At 67.1% G+C, this 17,078-nt stretch carries 12 protein-coding genes and 2 pseudogenes; 7 read left to right on the top strand and 7 right to left on the bottom strand.

Annotation, left to right across the window (positions count from 1 at the left end):
- Positions 1 to 126 precede the first annotated feature (126 nt).
- The 5 genes from NKJ47_RS13050 to NKJ47_RS13030 all read left to right on the top strand — a co-directional run bounded on the left by NKJ47_RS13050 (position 127) and on the right by NKJ47_RS13030 (position 8,177).
- Positions 127 to 1,713: a glucoamylase family protein gene (locus NKJ47_RS13050; protein WP_429002420.1), complete on the top strand. Its 1,587-nt coding sequence runs from the start codon at positions 127 to 129 to the stop codon at positions 1,711 to 1,713.
- Positions 1,714 to 1,721: 8 nt separating this feature from the next.
- Complete coding sequence (locus NKJ47_RS13045) at positions 1,722 to 3,017, top strand: sugar ABC transporter substrate-binding protein (protein ID WP_254461423.1); 1,296 nt, start codon at positions 1,722 to 1,724, stop codon at positions 3,015 to 3,017.
- Positions 3,014 to 3,895: a carbohydrate ABC transporter permease gene (locus NKJ47_RS13040; RefSeq protein ID WP_010342668.1), complete on the top strand. Its 882-nt coding sequence runs from the start codon at positions 3,014 to 3,016 to the stop codon at positions 3,893 to 3,895. The genes NKJ47_RS13045 and NKJ47_RS13040 overlap by 4 nt, the downstream gene beginning before the upstream one ends.
- Positions 3,892 to 4,728, top strand: coding sequence for a carbohydrate ABC transporter permease (locus tag NKJ47_RS13035; protein ID WP_254458293.1), 837 nt, complete (start codon positions 3,892 to 3,894; stop codon positions 4,726 to 4,728). The genes NKJ47_RS13040 and NKJ47_RS13035 overlap by 4 nt, the downstream gene beginning before the upstream one ends.
- A 332-nt stretch (positions 4,729 to 5,060) precedes the next feature.
- Positions 5,061 to 8,177: a discoidin domain-containing protein gene (locus NKJ47_RS13030; RefSeq protein ID WP_254461422.1), complete on the top strand. Its 3,117-nt coding sequence runs from the start codon at positions 5,061 to 5,063 to the stop codon at positions 8,175 to 8,177.
- Positions 8,178 to 8,324: 147 nt separating this feature from the next.
- Here the strand turns inward: NKJ47_RS13030 and NKJ47_RS13025 are convergent.
- Positions 8,325 to 8,692 (bottom strand): annotated as a pseudogene (locus NKJ47_RS13025) (integrase core domain-containing protein); the annotation flags it as partial.
- Between the two features lie 83 nt (positions 8,693 to 8,775).
- On the opposite strand from NKJ47_RS13025, the gene NKJ47_RS13020 reads away from it, so the two are divergent.
- Positions 8,776 to 9,294: a hypothetical protein gene (locus tag NKJ47_RS13020; RefSeq protein ID WP_254458292.1), complete on the top strand. Its 519-nt coding sequence runs from the start codon at positions 8,776 to 8,778 to the stop codon at positions 9,292 to 9,294.
- A gap of 226 nt (positions 9,295 to 9,520) precedes the next feature.
- Here NKJ47_RS13020 and NKJ47_RS13015 read toward each other — a convergent pair whose 3' ends face one another.
- On the bottom strand, positions 9,521 to 9,943 hold the full coding sequence (locus tag NKJ47_RS13015; RefSeq protein ID WP_254458291.1) for a hypothetical protein: 423 nt from the start codon (positions 9,941 to 9,943) through the stop codon (positions 9,521 to 9,523).
- Positions 9,944 to 10,265: 322 nt separating this feature from the next.
- Here NKJ47_RS13015 and NKJ47_RS13010 point away from each other — a divergent pair.
- A pseudogene (locus NKJ47_RS13010) lies at positions 10,266 to 10,493 on the top strand (integrase core domain-containing protein); the annotation flags it as partial.
- Between the two features lie 379 nt (positions 10,494 to 10,872).
- Here NKJ47_RS13010 and NKJ47_RS13005 read toward each other — a convergent pair.
- The 5 genes from NKJ47_RS13005 to zwf all read right to left on the bottom strand — a co-directional run bounded on the left by NKJ47_RS13005 (position 10,873) and on the right by zwf (position 16,806).
- Positions 10,873 to 11,526, bottom strand: coding sequence for a bifunctional 4-hydroxy-2-oxoglutarate aldolase/2-dehydro-3-deoxy-phosphogluconate aldolase (locus tag NKJ47_RS13005; protein WP_254458290.1), 654 nt, complete (start codon positions 11,524 to 11,526; stop codon positions 10,873 to 10,875).
- A gap of 75 nt (positions 11,527 to 11,601) precedes the next feature.
- A complete protein-coding gene (gene edd, locus NKJ47_RS13000; RefSeq protein ID WP_254458289.1) occupies positions 11,602 to 13,518 on the bottom strand; it encodes a phosphogluconate dehydratase in 1,917 nt (638 codons plus the stop codon).
- A gap of 131 nt (positions 13,519 to 13,649) precedes the next feature.
- Positions 13,650 to 14,369, bottom strand: coding sequence for a 6-phosphogluconolactonase (gene pgl / locus NKJ47_RS12995; protein WP_254458288.1), 720 nt, complete (start codon positions 14,367 to 14,369; stop codon positions 13,650 to 13,652).
- Positions 14,366 to 15,373: a glucokinase gene (glk, locus tag NKJ47_RS12990; RefSeq protein ID WP_254458287.1), complete on the bottom strand. Its 1,008-nt coding sequence runs from the start codon at positions 15,371 to 15,373 to the stop codon at positions 14,366 to 14,368. Before glk ends, pgl begins: the two co-directional genes overlap by 4 nt.
- Entirely contained in the window at positions 15,370 to 16,806 is a 1,437-nt protein-coding gene (gene zwf, locus NKJ47_RS12985; RefSeq protein ID WP_343237517.1) for a glucose-6-phosphate dehydrogenase, read from the bottom strand. Before zwf ends, glk begins: the two co-directional genes overlap by 4 nt.
- Positions 16,807 to 17,078 lie beyond the last annotated feature (272 nt).

Below are 17,078 nucleotides of genomic sequence, written 5' to 3'. Positions count from 1 at the left end.
GGTCGCCGCGGCTCCCGTGCCACGGGGGCCGCGGCGATGGAAAAGCGGGTTATTTTTTGCGTGCGTGTAAACGATTTCACGGGGGGCACGATGAAGAAGCAGCGCAGTTTCATCAGGTTTTCGTTGATGTTGATGGCAGCAGGGGTGCTGCTGACGGCCTGCAAGAAGACCGAGGAGCCGAAGGCGGTGGAGAAGAAGCCGGTCAAGGTGATCCTGGTCGAGGCCGAACTGCCGCCGAAACCGTTGAAGCCCGAGCTGCCGCAGCTGTTCGGCGACATCGAGCGGCGCACCTTCCAGTTCTTCTGGGACACCACCAACGAAACCAATGGCCTGACCCCCGACCGTTTCCCGTCGCGTCCGTTCGCCAGCATCGCCTCGGTGGGGTTCTCGCTGACGGCGTATCCCATCGGCATTGAGAACGGCTGGATCAGCCGCACCCAGGCGGTGGATCGCACCTTGACCACGCTGAAGTTCTTCCGCGATGTGCCGGTTGGCCCGCAGCGCACCGGCAAGGCCGGCTACAAGGGCTTCTATTACCACTTTCTCGATATGCAAAACGGCCGCCGTTACGATAGCTGGGTGGAGCTGTCGAGCGTGGATACCGCGCTGCTGATGATGGGCGTGCTGTTCGCGCAGTCGTACTACGACGGAGACGACCCGCGCGAGAAGGAGATTCGCGAGATCGCCGACACGCTGTACAAGCGCGTGGACTGGACCTGGCTGCAGGTGCGCGATCCGTTGATCTCGATGGGCTGGTTCCCCGAGAGCGGGTTCATCAGCCACGACTGGATGGGCTACAACGAAGCGATGATGCTGTACGTGCTGGCGTTGGGCTCGCCGACCCATGCGGTGAGCCCGGACGCGTGGACGGTATGGACCCGCACCTACAACAACGACTGGGGCGTGTACTACGGCCAGGAATACTTGTCGTTCGGGCCGATGTTCGCGCACCAGTACAGCCATGTCTGGATCGACTTCCGCGATATCCAGGACCAGTACATGCGCGAGCGCGGCATCGACTACTTCCTCAACAGCCGGCGCGCGGCGCTGGCGCAGCGTGAGTACGCCATCGCCAATCCGATGAAGTGGAAGGACTACGGCGAGAATGTGTGGGGCCTGACCGCCAGTGACGGTCCGCAGAACACCGAGCAGGAATACCGTGGCGAACAGCGCCAGTTCCGTCACTATTCCTCGCGCGGCGCCGGCCTGCGCGAGAACTTCGACGATGGCACCATCGCGCCGACCGCAGCGGTGGCCTCGCTAGTGTTCGCGCCGGAGGTGGTGATTCCGGCCACCGAGGAGATGCACAAGCGCTACGGCGACTTCATCTACTCCAGCTACGGTTTCCTGGATTCGTTCAACCCCAGCTTCAACTACGATATTCCGCTGAAGACCGGACGCGTGGTGCCCGGCCGCGGCTGGGTGTCCAGCGATTACATCGGCATCGACCAGGGGCCGATCCTGGCCATGATCGCCAACTACCGCAACGAGTTCGTCTGGAACGTGATGAAGAAGAACAAGTACATTCGCACCGGACTGGAGCGCGCCGGCTTCACCGGCGGCTGGCTCACCCCGGAAGGCGAGGCGCAGCCGGTGCCGAAGAAGGACGAGCAGGCCGCTGCGGCGCGGGCGATCGGCATCGCCGAATCGCGTGCCGCCGCTGCGCAGGCGCAACAGAATCCCGACCAGCGCCAGCCGCAGAAGCCCGAATGAGCACACGCATGATCGGTCGTTGGTTGTCGTTGGGCCTGTTGGTCGTGGCCGTGTGCGGATGCGCGCGCGCGCCGCAGGGCGAGGTGGTGCGGTTCTGGGCGATGGGCCGCGAGGCCGAGGTGGTGGCCGAGCTGATTCCGCAGTTCGAGAAGGAGAACCCCGGCATCCACGTGGACATCCAGAACATCCCCTGGACCGCCGCGCACGAGAAGCTGCTCACCGCCTTCGCCGCCGACGGGTTGCCGGACGTGTGCCAGCTGGGCAACACCTGGATTCCCGAGTTCGCCGAACTGGGCACGCTGCAGCCGCTGCAGTCGTACGTCGACCGTTCCAAGGTGGTGGATCCGAAGGACTACTTCCCCGGGATCTGGGACACCAGCGTCATCGACGGCCAGCTCTACGGCATCCCCTGGTACGTGGACACGCGCCTGCTGTTCTACCGCAAGGACATGCTGCGCGAGGCCGGGGTGACCAAGCTGCCGCAGACCTGGGCCGAATGGGAACAGGCGATGGCGGCGGTGAAGAAGCACGTGGGGCCGAAGCGCTACGCGATCCTGATGCCGCTCAACGAGTTCGAGCAGCAGCTGTCGCTGGGCCTGCAATTGCCCGATCCGCTGCTGCGCGACCACAACAACTACGGCAACTTCGAAAGCCCCGGCTTCCGCAAGGCGCTGGCGTTCTACGCCAACATGTTCGAGCAGGGCTGGGCGCCGAAGATGTCCGAGACGCAGATCTCCAACGTCTGGGACGAGTTCTTCAACGGCTTCTATGCGTTCTACATCTCCGGCCCGTGGAACATCCGCGAGTTCCGCAAGGTGCAGCCGCCGGCGCTCAAGGACCAGTGGGGCACCATGCCGTTGCCGGGCCCGGACGGCCCCGGCGCGGGTATCGCCGGCGGCACCAGCCTGGTGATCTTCCGCAAGTCCGAGCACAAGGACGCGGCGTGGAAGCTGATCGAGTTCCTGTCGCGGCCGCAGATCCAGGCGCGCTTCCACGCGCTGATCGGCGACATGCCGCCGCGGCGCAGTACCTGGGCGTATCCGTCGCTGGCCGACGATCCGCTGGCGCATGCGTTCCGCGACCAGTTGGAGCGGGTCAAGCCGGCACCGAAGGTCCTGGAGTGGGAGCGCATCGTGCAGGAGATGCGGCTGGCCACCGAGCGGGTGGTGCGCGGCGGCGAACCCCAGGAGAAGGCGATGCGGGAACTGGACAAGCGGGTCGACGAGATCCTGGAGAAACGCCGCTGGATCCACCAGCAGCACCGCGAAGGCACGGCGGCGCCGGCCGCGGGAGCGGCCCCATGAAGCGCGGTTCCCTGATCGGCTGGCTGTTCGCCGGCCCGGCGCTGATCGTGATCGGCGTGTTCTTCGGCCTGCCGGTGCTGTCGGCGCTGGCGCTGAGCGTCACCGACTTCGACCTGTACTCGCTGGCCGACCGCCACAACCTGCGCTTCGTCGGCTTCGGCAACTACATCGAGTTGCTGCAGACGCCGATGTTCTGGAAGTCGCTGTGGAACACCACGTACTTCGTGATCGTCGGCGTGCCGCTGTCCATCGGCGCCTCGCTGGGCGCGGCGCTGCTGCTGAACGCGCCGGTGGCGCGCTTCAAGGCGCTGTTCCGCACCGCGCTGTTCGCGCCGGTGGTGACCACGCTGGTGGCGGTGGCGGTGATCTGGCGCTACCTGTTCCACACCAGCTACGGCCTGGTCAACTACGGCCTGGCGCACCTGGGCATCGGCCCGATCGACTGGCTCGGCGATCCGCACTGGGCGATGCCGACGATCATGCTGTTCGCGGTGTGGAAGAACTTCGGCTACAACATGGTGATCTTCCTCGCCGGGCTGCAGGCGATCCCGCAGGACCTGTACGAGGCCGCGCGTATCGACGGCGCCTCGAAGTGGCGGCAGTTCCTGCACATCACCCTGCCGATGCTCGGGCCGGTGCTGCTGGTGGTCGGGGTGATCACCGTGTCCGGCTACTTCCAGCTGTTCGCCGAACCCTACGTGATGACCCGCGGCGATCCGCTGCAGAGCACGGTCAGCGTGCTGTACTACATGTTCGAGGAAGGCTTCAAGTGGTGGAACCTCGGCCGCGCCTCGGCGGTGGCGTTCCTGCTGTTCCTGATCATCCTGGGAGTGACGACGGTGATGCTGCGCTTCGGCCGCAAGAGGGACCTGGTATGAGCCGGGAGATCGGCGCCTCGCGCTGGAACACGCTGCTGGTCAACGGCGGGCTGCTGCTGCTCGCCGTGATCAGCCTGGCGCCGCTGTTGTGGATGGTGTCGGTGTCGTTCATGCCGGCGGGGCAGGCCAGCCGCTTCCCGCCGCCGATGCTGCCCACCGGCGCCACCCTGGCCAACTATGGCGAGCTGTTCTCGCGCACCGGCATGGCGCGCAACTTCGCCAACAGCCTGCTGGTGTCCTGCGCGATCACCTTCGGCTCGCTGCTGATCAACACCATGGCCGGCTATGCCTTCGCCAAGCTGCGCTTCGTCGGCAAGGAACGGATCTTCCAGATCCTGCTGGCGGCGCTGGTGATCCCGGCGCAGGTGGCGATGCTGCCGCTGTTCCTGCTGATGAAGCAGCTGCACCTGGTCAACAACTTCGGCGGCGTGATCGTGCCGGCGCTAGCGACGGTGTTCGGCATCTTCCTGGTGCGCCAGTACGCGCGTTCGATCCCGGACGAGCTGCTGGAGGCCGCCCGTATCGACGGCGCCGGCGAGTTGCGGATCTTCTTCCAGATCGTGCTGCCGATGCTCAAGCCGGTGCTGGTCACGCTGACCATCTTCACCTTCATGGCCGCGTGGAACGACTTCATGTGGCCGCTGATCGTGCTGACCGACCAGGAGCACTACACCTTGCCGGTGGCCCTGGCGGCGCTGTCACGCGAGCACATCATGGACGTGGAGATGATGATGGCCGGCGCGGTGGTCACGGTGGTTCCGGTGCTGGCCCTGTTCCTGGCCCTGCAGCGCTACTACATCCAGGGCCTGCTGCTCGGCAGCGTGAAGGGGTGAGGGAACGCGCTTGCGCGCCACCGGCTCGCGCGTTGCCGAACGCCTGGCCATGGATGGCCGGGCCGGACGTTCTGGTGTGGGATAGGTTCGCCACGGATGGCAGCAGCGAAGCGGAACCTCGAGCGCTACTGGCGCGCGTTGCGCCGAACGCCCGATCATGGACGGCCGGGCCGGGCCTGTAGGAGCGGCTTCAGCCGCGACAGCAGGCCGCACCACCAGCCGGGCCGCCAGGGCCGACGCCCTCCAACAGACGCAGACACGCTACGAAACGAACAACGGGGAACGCGATGAGGGACGGGATAGCGACGAGGTGCGCGCGCGCGATGCTGGCGATGCTGGGACTGGCGGCCGCCCATGCCGTCGCCGCGCCGCCGACCTCCACGGTGACGCTGGACAGCTTCAACGATCTGGACAAGTGGCAGATCGTCGTCTCCAACCAGGTCACCGCCTCGACCCGGCTGGTGCAGGCGCCCAGCGGCGGCCGCGCCAAGGCGCTGTGCCTGGACTACGACTTCAACGGCGTGTCCGGCTATGCCGGCATCCGCCGCAGCGTGCCGATCGACTACCCGGACAACTATCAATTCTCGTTCCAGTTGCGCGGCGATTCGCCGAGCAACGACCTGCAGTTCAAGCTGGTCGACGCCAGCGGCGACAACGTGTGGTGGGTCAACCGGCCGCGCTACGCGTTCCCCACGCAATGGAGCACGGTCACCTTCAAGAAGCGGCAGATCGACAAGGCCTGGGGGCCGAGCCCGGAGAAGGAGCTGACCCGCAGCGCGCAGATCGAGTTCACCATCTACAACCAGGTCGGCGGCGCCGGCACGGTGTGCTTCGACCAGCTGACCCTGACCCCGTTGCCGCCGCAGGACACCTCGCCGCTGACGGTCAAGGTCAGCACCGATACCGCCCCGGCGCTGGAGCAACGCATCGCCGACGGCAAGCCGGACACGGTCTGGTACAGCGGCAACGCCAAGACCCAGACGGTGATGCTGGACCTGGGCAAGGTCCGCGAGTTCGGCGGCGCCAAGGTGCAGTGGGCGCCGGGCGTGTACGCCTCGCGCTACACCGTGCAGGGCTCGGCCGACGGGCGCAGCTGGCGCGAGTTGCGCACCGTGACCGCCGGCAATGGCGGCACCGACTGGCTGGCGCTGCCGGAGACCGAGGCGCGTTATGTGCGCTTCGACCTGCAGGACGGCCCCAGTTTCCGCTACGGCATCGCCGACATCGCGCTGCAGCCACTGGCCTTCGCCGCGACCCAGAACGATTTCATCAAGTCGGTGGCGGCGCAGTCCACCCGCGGCTGGTTCCCGCGCGGCTTCAGCGGCGAGCAGCCGTACTGGACCATCGTCGGCCTGGACGGCGGCCGCGAACAAGGGTTGGTCGGCGAGGACGGCGCGATCGAGGTGGGCAAGGGCGGCTTCAGCATCGAACCGTTCCTGCTGCTGGACGGCAAGCGCCTGAGCTGGGCCGACGTCAAGACCGCGCAGAGCCTGCAGGACGACTACCTGCCGATTCCCAGCGTGGACTGGAGCCACGACAACGCCGCGCTGCGCGTGACCGCCTTCGTGCAGGGCGAGCCGGAGCGGGCGCAACTGGTGGCGCGCTACCGGCTCAGCAACCCGAGCAAGCAGCCGCACGACTACACCCTGGCGCTGGCGGTGCGCCCGTTCCAGGTCAATCCGCCCAGCCAGTTCCTCAACACGGTCGGCGGGGTCAGCCCGATCCGCTCGCTGGCCTTCGCCGGCACGCAGGTGCAGGTCAACGGCCAGCCGCGGGTGTTCGCGGTGCAGAAGCCCGACGCCGCCTACGCCAGCGCGTTCGACGCCGGCATCGACATCGAACGGCTCGGCACCGACGCCAGCGGCCTGCCGCAGCAGGCGCAGGACCCGGACGGCCTGGCCTCCGGCGCCTTGCTGTACCGCGGGCGCCTGGCCCCGGGCGAGGTGCGCGAGGTAGCGCTGGTGATCCCGCAGACCGGCAACGCCGGCCTGCCGCCGGGCTTCGACGCGGCGCGCGCGCAGCAGCAGGTGGCGGCGCAGTGGCACGAGAAGCTGGACCGCGTGCAGCTGCACGTGCCGGCGCAGGGCAAGGCGGTCACCGACACGCTGCGCACCGCGCTGGCGCACATGCTGATCTCGCGGATCGGGCCGCGTCTGCAGCCGGGCACGCGCTCGTACTCGCGCAGCTGGATCCGCGACGGCGCGATGATTTCCGAAGGCCTGCTGCGGCTGGGCCGCGCCGACGTGGTCCGCGAGTACGTGGCGTGGTACGCGCCGTACCAGTTCGCCAACGGCATGGTGCCGTGCTGCGTGGACGACCGCGGCAGCGACCCGGTGCCGGAGAACGACAGCCATGGCGAACTGATCTACAGCGTCGCCGACTACTACCGCTACAGCGGCGACCGCGCGTTCCTGGAGCAGATGTGGCCGCACGTGCTCGGCGCCTACACCTACATGGAGCAACTGCGGCTCAGCGAACGCACCGACGAGAACCGCGCGCGCAATGCCGCCTTCTACGGCATGATGCCGGCGTCGATCAGCCACGAGGGCTACTCGGCCAAGCCGATGCACTCGTACTGGGACAATTTCTGGGCGCTGCGCGGCTACAAGGACGCGGTGAGCATCGCCGCCGAACTGGGCCGCATCGACGACGCCGCACGCTTCGCCGCCTCGCGCGACCAGTTCCGCCAGGACCTGTACGCCTCGCTGGAGAGTGCGACCCAGCAGCACCACATCGACTTCCTGCCGGGGTCGGCGGAGCTGGGCGATTTCGACCCGACCTCCAGCACCATCGCGCTGGCACCGGGCGGCGAGCAGGGCCGGCTGCCGCCGACGCTGCTCGACAACACCTTCGCGCGCTACTGGAGCGAGTTCGTCGGCCGCCGCGACGGTACCCGCGAATGGAAGGACTACACCCCCTACGAGTGGCGCAACGTGTCCGCGTTCGTGCGCCTGGGCTGGCGCGAGCGCGCCTGGGAGGCGACGCAGTTCTTCTTCAAGGACCGCACGCCGCAGCCCTGGAACCAGTGGGCCGAAGTGGTCTCGCGCACGCCGCGCAAGCCGTTCTTCCTCGGCGACCTGCCGCATGCCTGGGTCGCCTCGGACTTCGTGCGCTCGGTGCTGGACATGTTCGCCTACGCCCGCGACGTCGACGACAGCCTGGTGCTGGCCGCAGGCATTCCGGCCGACTGGTTCGACGGCAAGGGCGTGGCGATCGAACAGTTGCGCACCCCGCAGGGCCCGTTGAGCTACCAGCTGCGGCGGCAGAAGAACCGGCTGCTGCTGAACATCCCCGAGGGCCTGCGCGTGCCCAGCGGCGGCCTGGTGCTGCCGTGGCCGTACCCGGGCGAACCGGGCCGCACCCTGGTCAACGGCGAAGCGGCGCAGTGGGAACACGGCGAACTGCGCATCCATGCGTTGCCGGCGGATGTGCAGATTGAGGTGCGGTGAGGCCGGGATTGGGGATTCGGGATTGGGGATTCGTAACAGCAAAAGCAAAAAAGCGCCGGCATGCCGGCGCTTTTTATGCTGGCCGTAGCTTGGCACTTCGCTGTACGCACCTCAGCGATATCCCCCAGCCTTGAGTAGCGGGTCTCTTTAGAGTCCAGGTTTCATCGTAGCGGTTTTTGCCACGAGCTGTTGAGCATAGGACGCCGGCGTCAGGCCACCTAGGATCTTCTTCGGTTGTTCCTCGTTGTAGTCCCTCCGCCCGGTTTCAATTTCGTGCGAGCGTGCAGCAATGTCGGGAACCAATGCTCATTGAGACATTCCCCGCGAAAACGACCGTTGAAGCTTTCGATGTAGGCGTTCTGATTGGGCTTGCCTGGCTGGATCAGGCGCAGCTGCACGGCTCGCTCGTGGACCGATGCCACCACCACCTTTCCGCAAAATTCCTTGTCGTTGTCGGTCCGTATCACCTTTGGCAAGCTTCGACTCACTGCCAGTCGATCCAGCACCTGTGCCACCTGCACAGACCGCGATGATAGCCGGATAGAGCTGTGATATTCGCTCATGAAGCCGTTAGACTGCGGTCTTTCGGAGGGGCACTATGGCTGATTTCTTGGAGATTTTGGTTCTCGTGCTTGTGGTCGCGGTGTTGTTCAACGTTGTGACATTTAGGGGGCGAGTGATCCGTGAACTGCGCGAGCATTCCGGTCAGCAAAGCAGAGAAATTGCCGCGTTGAGACAGGTATTGGACGCAGTTGCGGATCGCGTGCTTCTCAGTCGCGAGCAACGGCGCGTCAAATGGTTTGATGAACTGCCGCCTTTCGACCTGGATGGCTTCAAGTCCCTGAACTGTGATTCCGAGCGTGAGTTGATCATGGCTTGCGGCGGAAGCGATGACGCCGAAGTGATTGGCTTGCACTACCGGCACGATCGACTTGAGTTTCGTACCGATGGCGAAAAGGACGCGGTCGCCTACGGTGTTGCTCGCCCATGGGCAACGGTTGAGAATCGTCCGGTTAAGATCTATCTCAATCAGTACGCGCTCACATCTAAAATTGTTGGATTGGAGAAAGACGGTTTCGTCAAGCTTGCACCGCATAGTGCTCGCCTGCCTGAGTGATAGTGTCGATGGGGGATGTTTATGGTTTGGTTGGTGGTTCAATTTTGAGGGGGTGGCGATATGCCGCATCCCGCCGATATGGAGACCCGAGTTTCACTATTTTTGATTCGTTTTCTTGCGCGAGCCGCTGACATCCTGAGATGGCTGCGCAGTTGTGCGCACAAACCCGGTTGTGACCGCAAAAAAAGCCCGCTGTACGCGGGCGTCTGCTATGTTGTATGAGTGATTAGGAGTCTTTAAATTCAACTTCCTTGTGTTTGGAATGCCTTGGAAGTTTGGTATCTACTTCCGAAGCGATTTCGTCGGTAATAAGGCGGACCGTTCTTTGAGCCGTTTTCGTAAAGGCCGGTTTTGTCTTGCTGGCCGAGTGGAAAATGCGTAATTTACGGAAGAAATCGCCATTGAGTTGACCATTTCCGCAATTCGCCGCAATCAGTTCCCCACTTGCACCGTTCTCCATCTCTTCAACGATGCGCGCAACGGACAGTGCGGTCCTGCTATCAATATCGTGAACTTTCTTGACCATCTTGTTCTCCTGCCCAGAGGGCGAGACAAGGTATAAGCGCAGCGCGCCGCAAAGACAAGCCGTAAGCTGAACCGCCAGGGGTTGCAGCGCTGTTGCGTCGTGTGCAATCAGAAGACCGAGCACCAAATATTCGTATGGGCCACCGCTCGCAACCCTAGCGGCTGTGGTCGTGGGCTTGCCGAACCAGTGTACAATTTTTCAGCAATGGCGTGCTTGAGACATTCCGTTGCTCAAGCAATCGAGCGTGACCGGCTGTCCAGTGCGCAAACCGACCAGTTCGTCCTTGCGGGATGGGGTTCAGCAAAGTCACGGGCCGGTCGTGTATCCCCGTGCCTTCACGGGCCAGGATAGGTGAGCGCCGGTACAGGGCGGGCTACTCAGTAACGGTCCCTGTGACCCTAAGCCTCAGTCCCTTAAATCGCTTGCCCACAAGCGAGGTGTTTAGATACGCCTGATCCAGCCAGGCAAGCTCAATCAGAACGCCTAAATCGAAAGCTTCAACGGCCGTTTTTACTACGAATGTCTCAATGAGCATTGGTTCTCGACATTGCTGCACGCCCGCACCGAGATTGAAACCTGACGGCGGGAATACATCGAGGAACGACCGAAGAATATCCTGGGTGGCGTGACGCCGGCCGCGTATGCTCAACAGTTCGCGGCAAAAAAGCGCTAGGATGAGCTGATGGTGCGGTGTCGGTGGTTAACCTGCTTTATGAAAAAAGGGTTCAAGCTCCACTATGACGTTGCGGCTTGATATTGCCATTTTTGTAGAAGGCGCTGGGAGCGCACTTTACTTTTTCGAATCCCGTTTCCAAATCTAGGTCGACGTTGTTGCGATTGCTTCCGCTTCCGCAGCGCTCTCATGCACCATCCGCTAGCCACGATGTAGACACGTCCGACAGTAAGGCAGGAAATTGGGAGGGCAGGAATCCCAACAGCAAACAAAAATCGCCGGCATGCCGGCGCTTTTTGTTTCTGGAGTTGAGTTGTGAGAGCCGAGGCTCTGGCTTTTAACGATTCCCCATTCCCCAATCCCCATTCCCGGCTAAGCGCTACCGCGCCGCCGCCACAATCGCCGCCGCCTTCGCCGAGCTCTCGCGCACCTTGTCCCAGGCGCCGTCGGCCAGCCAGTCCTTGGGCACCATCCACGAGCCGCCGATGCAGACCACGTTGGGTTGCGCCAGGTACTCGGCGGCGGTGCTTTCGCCGATGCCGCCGGTGGGGCAGAGCTTGAGCTCGGCCAGGGGGCCGGCCAGGCCCTTGAGCATCGCCAGGCCGCCGACGGCGGAGGCGGGGAACAGCTTGCACACGCGGAAACCGCGTTCCATCAGCGCCAGCAGTTCGCTCGGGGTGGCCGCGCCCGGCACCACCGGCAGCGGCGCCTGCGCCAGCGCGTCGGCCAGGGTCGGGGTGGTGCCCGGGGTGACGATGAAGTCGGCGCCGGCGTCGATCGACTGCTGCAGCTGGGTGGCGGTGAGCACGGTGCCGGCGCCGATCACGATGTCCGGCAGTTCGCGCTTGAGCATCGCCAGCGCTTCCATCGCCACCGGCGTGCGCAGGGTCAGTTCGATCGCCGGCAGTCCGCCTTCGAGCAGCGCGGCCGACACGCGGCGGGCCTCCTCCAGGCTGTGGACGGTGACGACGGGCAGGATGCCGGCCGCGCGCAGCAGTTGTTCGGCCTTGGTCTGGTGTTCGGCGATGGTCATGAGTGTCTCGGTTGCGAGGGGGCGAGGCCCCGGCCGCGCACGGCCGGGGCAGGGGAGGGCGAGCGGCGGCGCCGGTCAGGCGTCCTTGGCCTCGTGCGGCGCGGCGGCGGCTTCGGCATCGCGGCCCAGGTCGTACTCGGCGTCGTAGTTCCACAGGTCGCCGTCGGCGGCCGGCGGGCCGCAGGAGATCGACAGCGCGCCCTGGTCGGCGGGGCCGACCATGCGGCGGTTGAGCCCGAACAGGTTGCGGCCCAGGTCGTGCGCGGCCGGCGCGGTGTTCGGCGCCAGCGGGCGTGCCGCCCACTCGGCGGCGTCGACCAGCACTTCCAGGGTGCCGGCCTCGCCGTCCAGGCGCACGATGTCGCCTTCGCGCACCCGCGCCAGCGGGCCGCCGCGCGCCGCTTCCGGGGTCACGTGGATGGCCGCGGGGAACTTGCCGGAGGCGCCGGACAGGCGCCCGTCGGTGACCAGCGCCACGCGCCGGCCCTGGTTCTGCAGCAGGCCCAGCAGCGGCGCCAGCGAATGCAGTTCCGGCATGCCGTTGGCCCGCGGTCCCTGGTAGCGCAGCACCACCACGAAGTCGTGCGGCAGCGCGCCGGCGGCATGCAGCTTGTTCAGCGCCTGCGGCGCGTCGATCACCACGGCCGGGGCTTCGATGGTGCGGAACTGCGGCTTCACCGCCGACAGCTTGATCAGCGAGCGGCCGAGGTTGCCGCGCAGCAGGCGCAGGCCGCCCTGCGCCTCGAACGGGTTGGACGCCGGGCGCACCACCGCCTCGTCGGCGCTCTTGGCCGGGCTCGGCACGTAGGCCAGCTTGCCGTCCTGCAGGCACGGCTCGTCGCCGTAGGCGCGCATGCCGCCGGGCACGATGGTGGCCAGGTCGTCGTGCATCAGCCCGGCGTCCATCAGCTCGCGGAACACGAAGCCGATGCCGCCGGCGGCGGCGAAGTGGTTCACGTCGGCCTCGCCGTTCGGATACACCCGCGCCAGCAGCGGCACCAGCTGCGACAGCGCGTCCAGGTCGTCCCAGGTCAGCACGATGCCGGCCGCGCGCGCCACCGCCAGCCAGTGGATGGTGTGGTTGGTGGAACCGCCGGTGGCCATCAGCGCGACCACGGCGTTGACGATGGCGCGCTCGTCGATCAACCGGCCCAGCGGGCGGAAGTCGGTGCCCAGCGCGGTGATGCGCAGCGCGCGCTCGGTCGCCTGCTGGGTCAGCGCCTCGCGCAGCGGGGTGCCGGGGTTGACGAAGGAGGCGCCGGGCAACTGCACGCCCATCGCTTCCAGCAGCACCTGGTTGGAGTTGGCGGTGCCGTAGAAGGTGCAGGTGCCGGGGGCGTGGTAGGACGCCGATTCGGCGGCCAGCAGTTCCTCGCGGGTGGCCTGGCCGGCGGCGTAGCGCTCGCGCACCTCGGCCTTCTGCTTGTTGGGGATGCCCGGGGTCATCGGCCCGGCCGGCACGAACACCGCCGGCAGGTGGCCGAAGGCCAGCGCCCCGATCAGCAGGCCGGGCACGATCTTGTCGCACACGCCCAGGTACAGGCTGGTGTCGAACATGTCGTGGCTCAGGCCGATCGCGGTGGCCTGGGCGATCACGTCGCGCGAGAACAGCGACAGCTCCATGCCCGGCCGACCCTGGGTCACGCCGTCGCACATCGCCGGCACGCCGCCGGCGACCTGCGCGGTGGCGCCGAGCGCGCGCGCGGTGCTGCGGATGATCTCCGGGTAGTGCTCGAACGGCTGGTGCGCCGAGAGCATGTCGTTGTAGGCGGTGATGATGCCGAGGTTGGGGGTGATCCCGCCTTCCAGCCGGCTCTTGTCGGTGGGGCCGCAGGCGGCGAAGCCGTGGGCGAGGTTGCCGCAGCTCAGGCGGCTGCGGAACGGGCCGTCGCGCAGCGCGGCATCGATGCCGGCCAGGTAGGCGCGCCGCGACGGCGCACTGCGTTCACGGATGCGTTCGGTGATCGCGTGGAGGGTTGGATGCAGGCTCATTGGCGGAAGTGGCTATGAAGGGGGAATCGGAAATCGGGAATCGGGAATGGGAAGCGCGGGAATAGGAAGAGCGGGAACGCGTCAGCGCGCGGCCGTTGCGATTCCCCACTCCCGACTCCCCACTCCCGGCCTCACTCGCACCAATGCACGCGCAGGCGCGCGCCAGGCGTATCGAAGGCCACGCGGATCGGGTATTCGTGCGGATCGGTGCCGGCCAGGGCGCGTTCCAGCACCTCCAGCTTCTGCTTGCCGCGCAGCAGCAGCATGCGCTGGCCGATCGGCGCCAGGCCGGCCGGAGTCAGGGTGATGCGCAGCGGCCAGGTGTTGGCGCCGGGGCAGCCGGTGGCGTCGAGCGCGGCGTAGGGCAGCGGGTTGGCCAGGGCCTTGTTCAGGTCGGTGGCGCCCGGGAACAGCGAGGCGGTGTGGCCGTCGCCGCCCATGCCCAGCACCGCCATGCAGGCGGCGGGGGCGTGCTGCGCGTGCAGGTTGGCGGCGTGCACGCAATCCTGCAGCGGCTTGCCGACCCGCACCAGCGGTTCGAAGCGCGCTTCCTCGGCGCGGTCCAGCAGGCTGTGCCGGACCAGGTAGGCGTTGCTGTCGCTGTCCTGCGGCGACAGCCAGCGCTCGTCGACCAGGCCGACTTCCAGCTTCGACCAGTCCAGCGGCAGCTCGGCCAGCGCCTGGTACACCGGCGCCGGGGTGGTGCCGCCGGACAGCAGCAGGCGCGCGCCGCCGCGCCGCTGGATCTCCTCGCGCAGCGCGGTGCCGATCTCGGCCGCCGCCGCGTCGATCCATTCGTCCGGATCGTCGTAGCGGATCAGCGTGATGCGGTCGGACAGCGTGGGGCTCATGCAATGGCTCCTGGGGATTGCCGCGCGGCGTCCACCGCGTAGGCGGCGGCGCCGAGCAGGCCGGGACGGGGGTGGGTCACCGCCAGCGACGGCACCCGCGCCATGATCGACGAAAACCGGCCCTTGTGCTCGAAGCGCTGGCGGAACCCGGAATGCTGAATCGCGTCGAGCATCTTCGGCACCAGCCCGCCGGTCAGGAACACGCCGTCCCAGGCGCCCTGCATCAGCACCAGGTCGCCGGCGATGGCGCCGAACACGGCGCAGAACACGTCCACCGTGCGCATCGCCCGGTAGTCGCCGTGCGCGGCGCGCGCGGTGATGTCCTCCGGCTGCAGCGGGCCCGGATCGTCGCCGGCCATCTCGCTGAGCGCGCGGTGGATGTTGACCAGGCCGGGGCCGCAGATCAGGCGCTCGTTGGAGACGCGGCCGAATTGCTGCGACAGCAGTTCCAGGATGCGGATCTCCTCCGGCGTGCCCGGCGGGAAGCTGACATGGCCGCCCTCGGTCTCCAGCGGAAAGCAGCGCCCGCCGCGCACCAGCAGGCCGCCCACGCCCAGGCCGGTGCCGGGACCGATCACGCCGTAGTTGCGCGGCACCTCGATCGCCGACGGCGTCCAGCTGGCGCCGCCGACCTGGACCACGTCCTGCGGCCGCAGCAGGCTGATCGCCATCGCCTGCGCGGCGAAGTCGTTGATCAGGTGCAGTTCGTCGAAGCCGAGCATGGCGCGGGTGCGCGCCCGCGAGATCACCCAGGGATGGTTGGTGATGCGCGCCTCGTCGCCGTCGACGCGGCCGGCGACCGCGAAGGTGCCGCTGCGCGCGTCCACCCCGGTCTGCTCCAGATAATGGCGGGCGGCGTCGCCCAGCGAGGGGAACTCCACCACCGCGTAGGTCTGGGTGCTGTCGTCGAGCAGCGGCACCGAGGCGTCGAGGTCGGCCAGGGCGAAGCGGGCATTGGTGCCGCCGATGTCGGCGACCAGCACCGGGCGTTGCGGCGCGCTCACGGGGCGACCCGCGGCGCGGCGCCGGCGTGATCGCAGGACACGTAGGCCTGCGCTTCCTGCGGCCCCCAACTGCCGGCCGGGTAGGGCAGCAACGGCAACTGCGCCTGCGCCCAGGCGGCGCTGACGCTGTCGATCCAGGCCCAGGCCGCGCGCACCTCGTCGTCGCGCACGAACAGCGCGTGGTTGCCGTTGAGCGCGTCGAGCATCAGCCGCTCGTAGGCGATGCGCCGGTGCAGGCCGGTGGGCACCGACAGTTCCAGTTCCAGCGGCTGCAGTTCCAGCGCGCCCCATTCCGGGCCGGCCAGGCTGCTCATCAGCCCCAGTTCGATGTTCTCCTGCGGCTGCAGCTGGAAGGTCAGCCGGTTCGGCGCGGCCTGCTGAGCGGTCGGGCGCTCGAACAGCCAGTGGGTGACCGGCTTGAGCGTGACCACCACGCGGGTGGAGCGCTCGGCCAGGCGCTTGCCGGTACACAGCCGGAACGGCACGCCGGCCCAGCGCCAGTTGTCGATGTAGGCGGTGACCGCGGCGAAGGTCTCCACGTCGCTGCCTTCCGGCGGCTGGTAGGCCTGCGCCGGCTGGCCGTTGACGGTGCCGGCGGTGTAGCGCCCGCGCACGCTGTCGCGGGCGGCATGCTCTGCGCTCAGCGGACGCAGCGCGCGCAGCACCTTGACCTTCTCGTCGCGGATGCGGTCGGCTTCCAGCGACGCCGGCGGCTCCATCGCCACCAGGCACAGCAACTGCAGGATATGGCTCTGCACCATGTCGCGCAGCGCGCCGGAGCGCGCGTAGTAGGCATCGCGGCCGTCCACGCCCTCGCTCTCGGCGACCAGGATGTCCACCGACTCGATGTAGGTGCGGTTCCACACCGCTTCCAGCAGCGTGTTGCCGAAGCGCAGCGCGATCAGGTTCTGCACCGCGGCCTTGCCCAGGTAGTGGTCCAGGCGGAACACGCGGTCCTCGTCGATCAGCGCGCCGATCGCCTGCACGATCTCGCGGGCGCTCTCCGAATCGTGGCCGATCGGCTTCTCCAGCATCAGCCGGTGCGGCGCGGCCAGCGCCCCGCCCAGGGCTAGGCCCTGGCAGGTGCTGATGTACAGCCCCGGCGGGATCGCCAGGTAGCTTACGCAGCGGCGCGTGGTCAGGTCGCGCACGGCCGCGGCCACCGATTCGGGATCGCGCAGGTCCACCGAGCGGTAGTCGATGCGCGCCAGCAGCGCCTGCACGATCGATTCGCCGATCTGCGGCATCGCCGCCTGCAGGCGCGGCTTGAGGATCTCGTGGAACTTGGCGGTGTCGTGCGGCGACAGCGCCAGCGCGCGGATGCGGAAGTCTTCCGGCAGGAAGCCGTCGTCGAGCATGCGCAGCAGCGAGGGGAACAGATAGCGCTGGGCCAGATCGCCGGTGGCGCCGAACAGCAGGAAAGTATCGTGCATCGACCGGGTTTCGGTTTCGGGTGACATGTCGTCGATCACCTGGGGGCTAGTAGGGACGTGGCGTGGGAAAGCGTACGGCGGGAACGGCCTGTATCCGGCCGGTTCGGGCGAGGGCATGAGGCGGGATGGCCGCCAGGCGGGAACGCACGATCCAGGAGATGAATACGACTGCCAGACCTCTGAGCATACCTCTCCGATGCCTCGTACTGCAGGCCGGATGACGACGGCGCGCCGGATCGGCGGCTGGCGGATCGCATTGCGTGCCCTCCCAG

It is taken from the genome of Xanthomonas sacchari (genome assembly GCF_024266585.1).
GTDB lineage: Bacteria > Pseudomonadota > Gammaproteobacteria > Xanthomonadales > Xanthomonadaceae > Xanthomonas_A > Xanthomonas_A sacchari_C.
The sequence above is the reverse complement of the archived record's forward strand: the minus strand, read 5'-3'. Positions and strand labels throughout refer to the sequence as shown.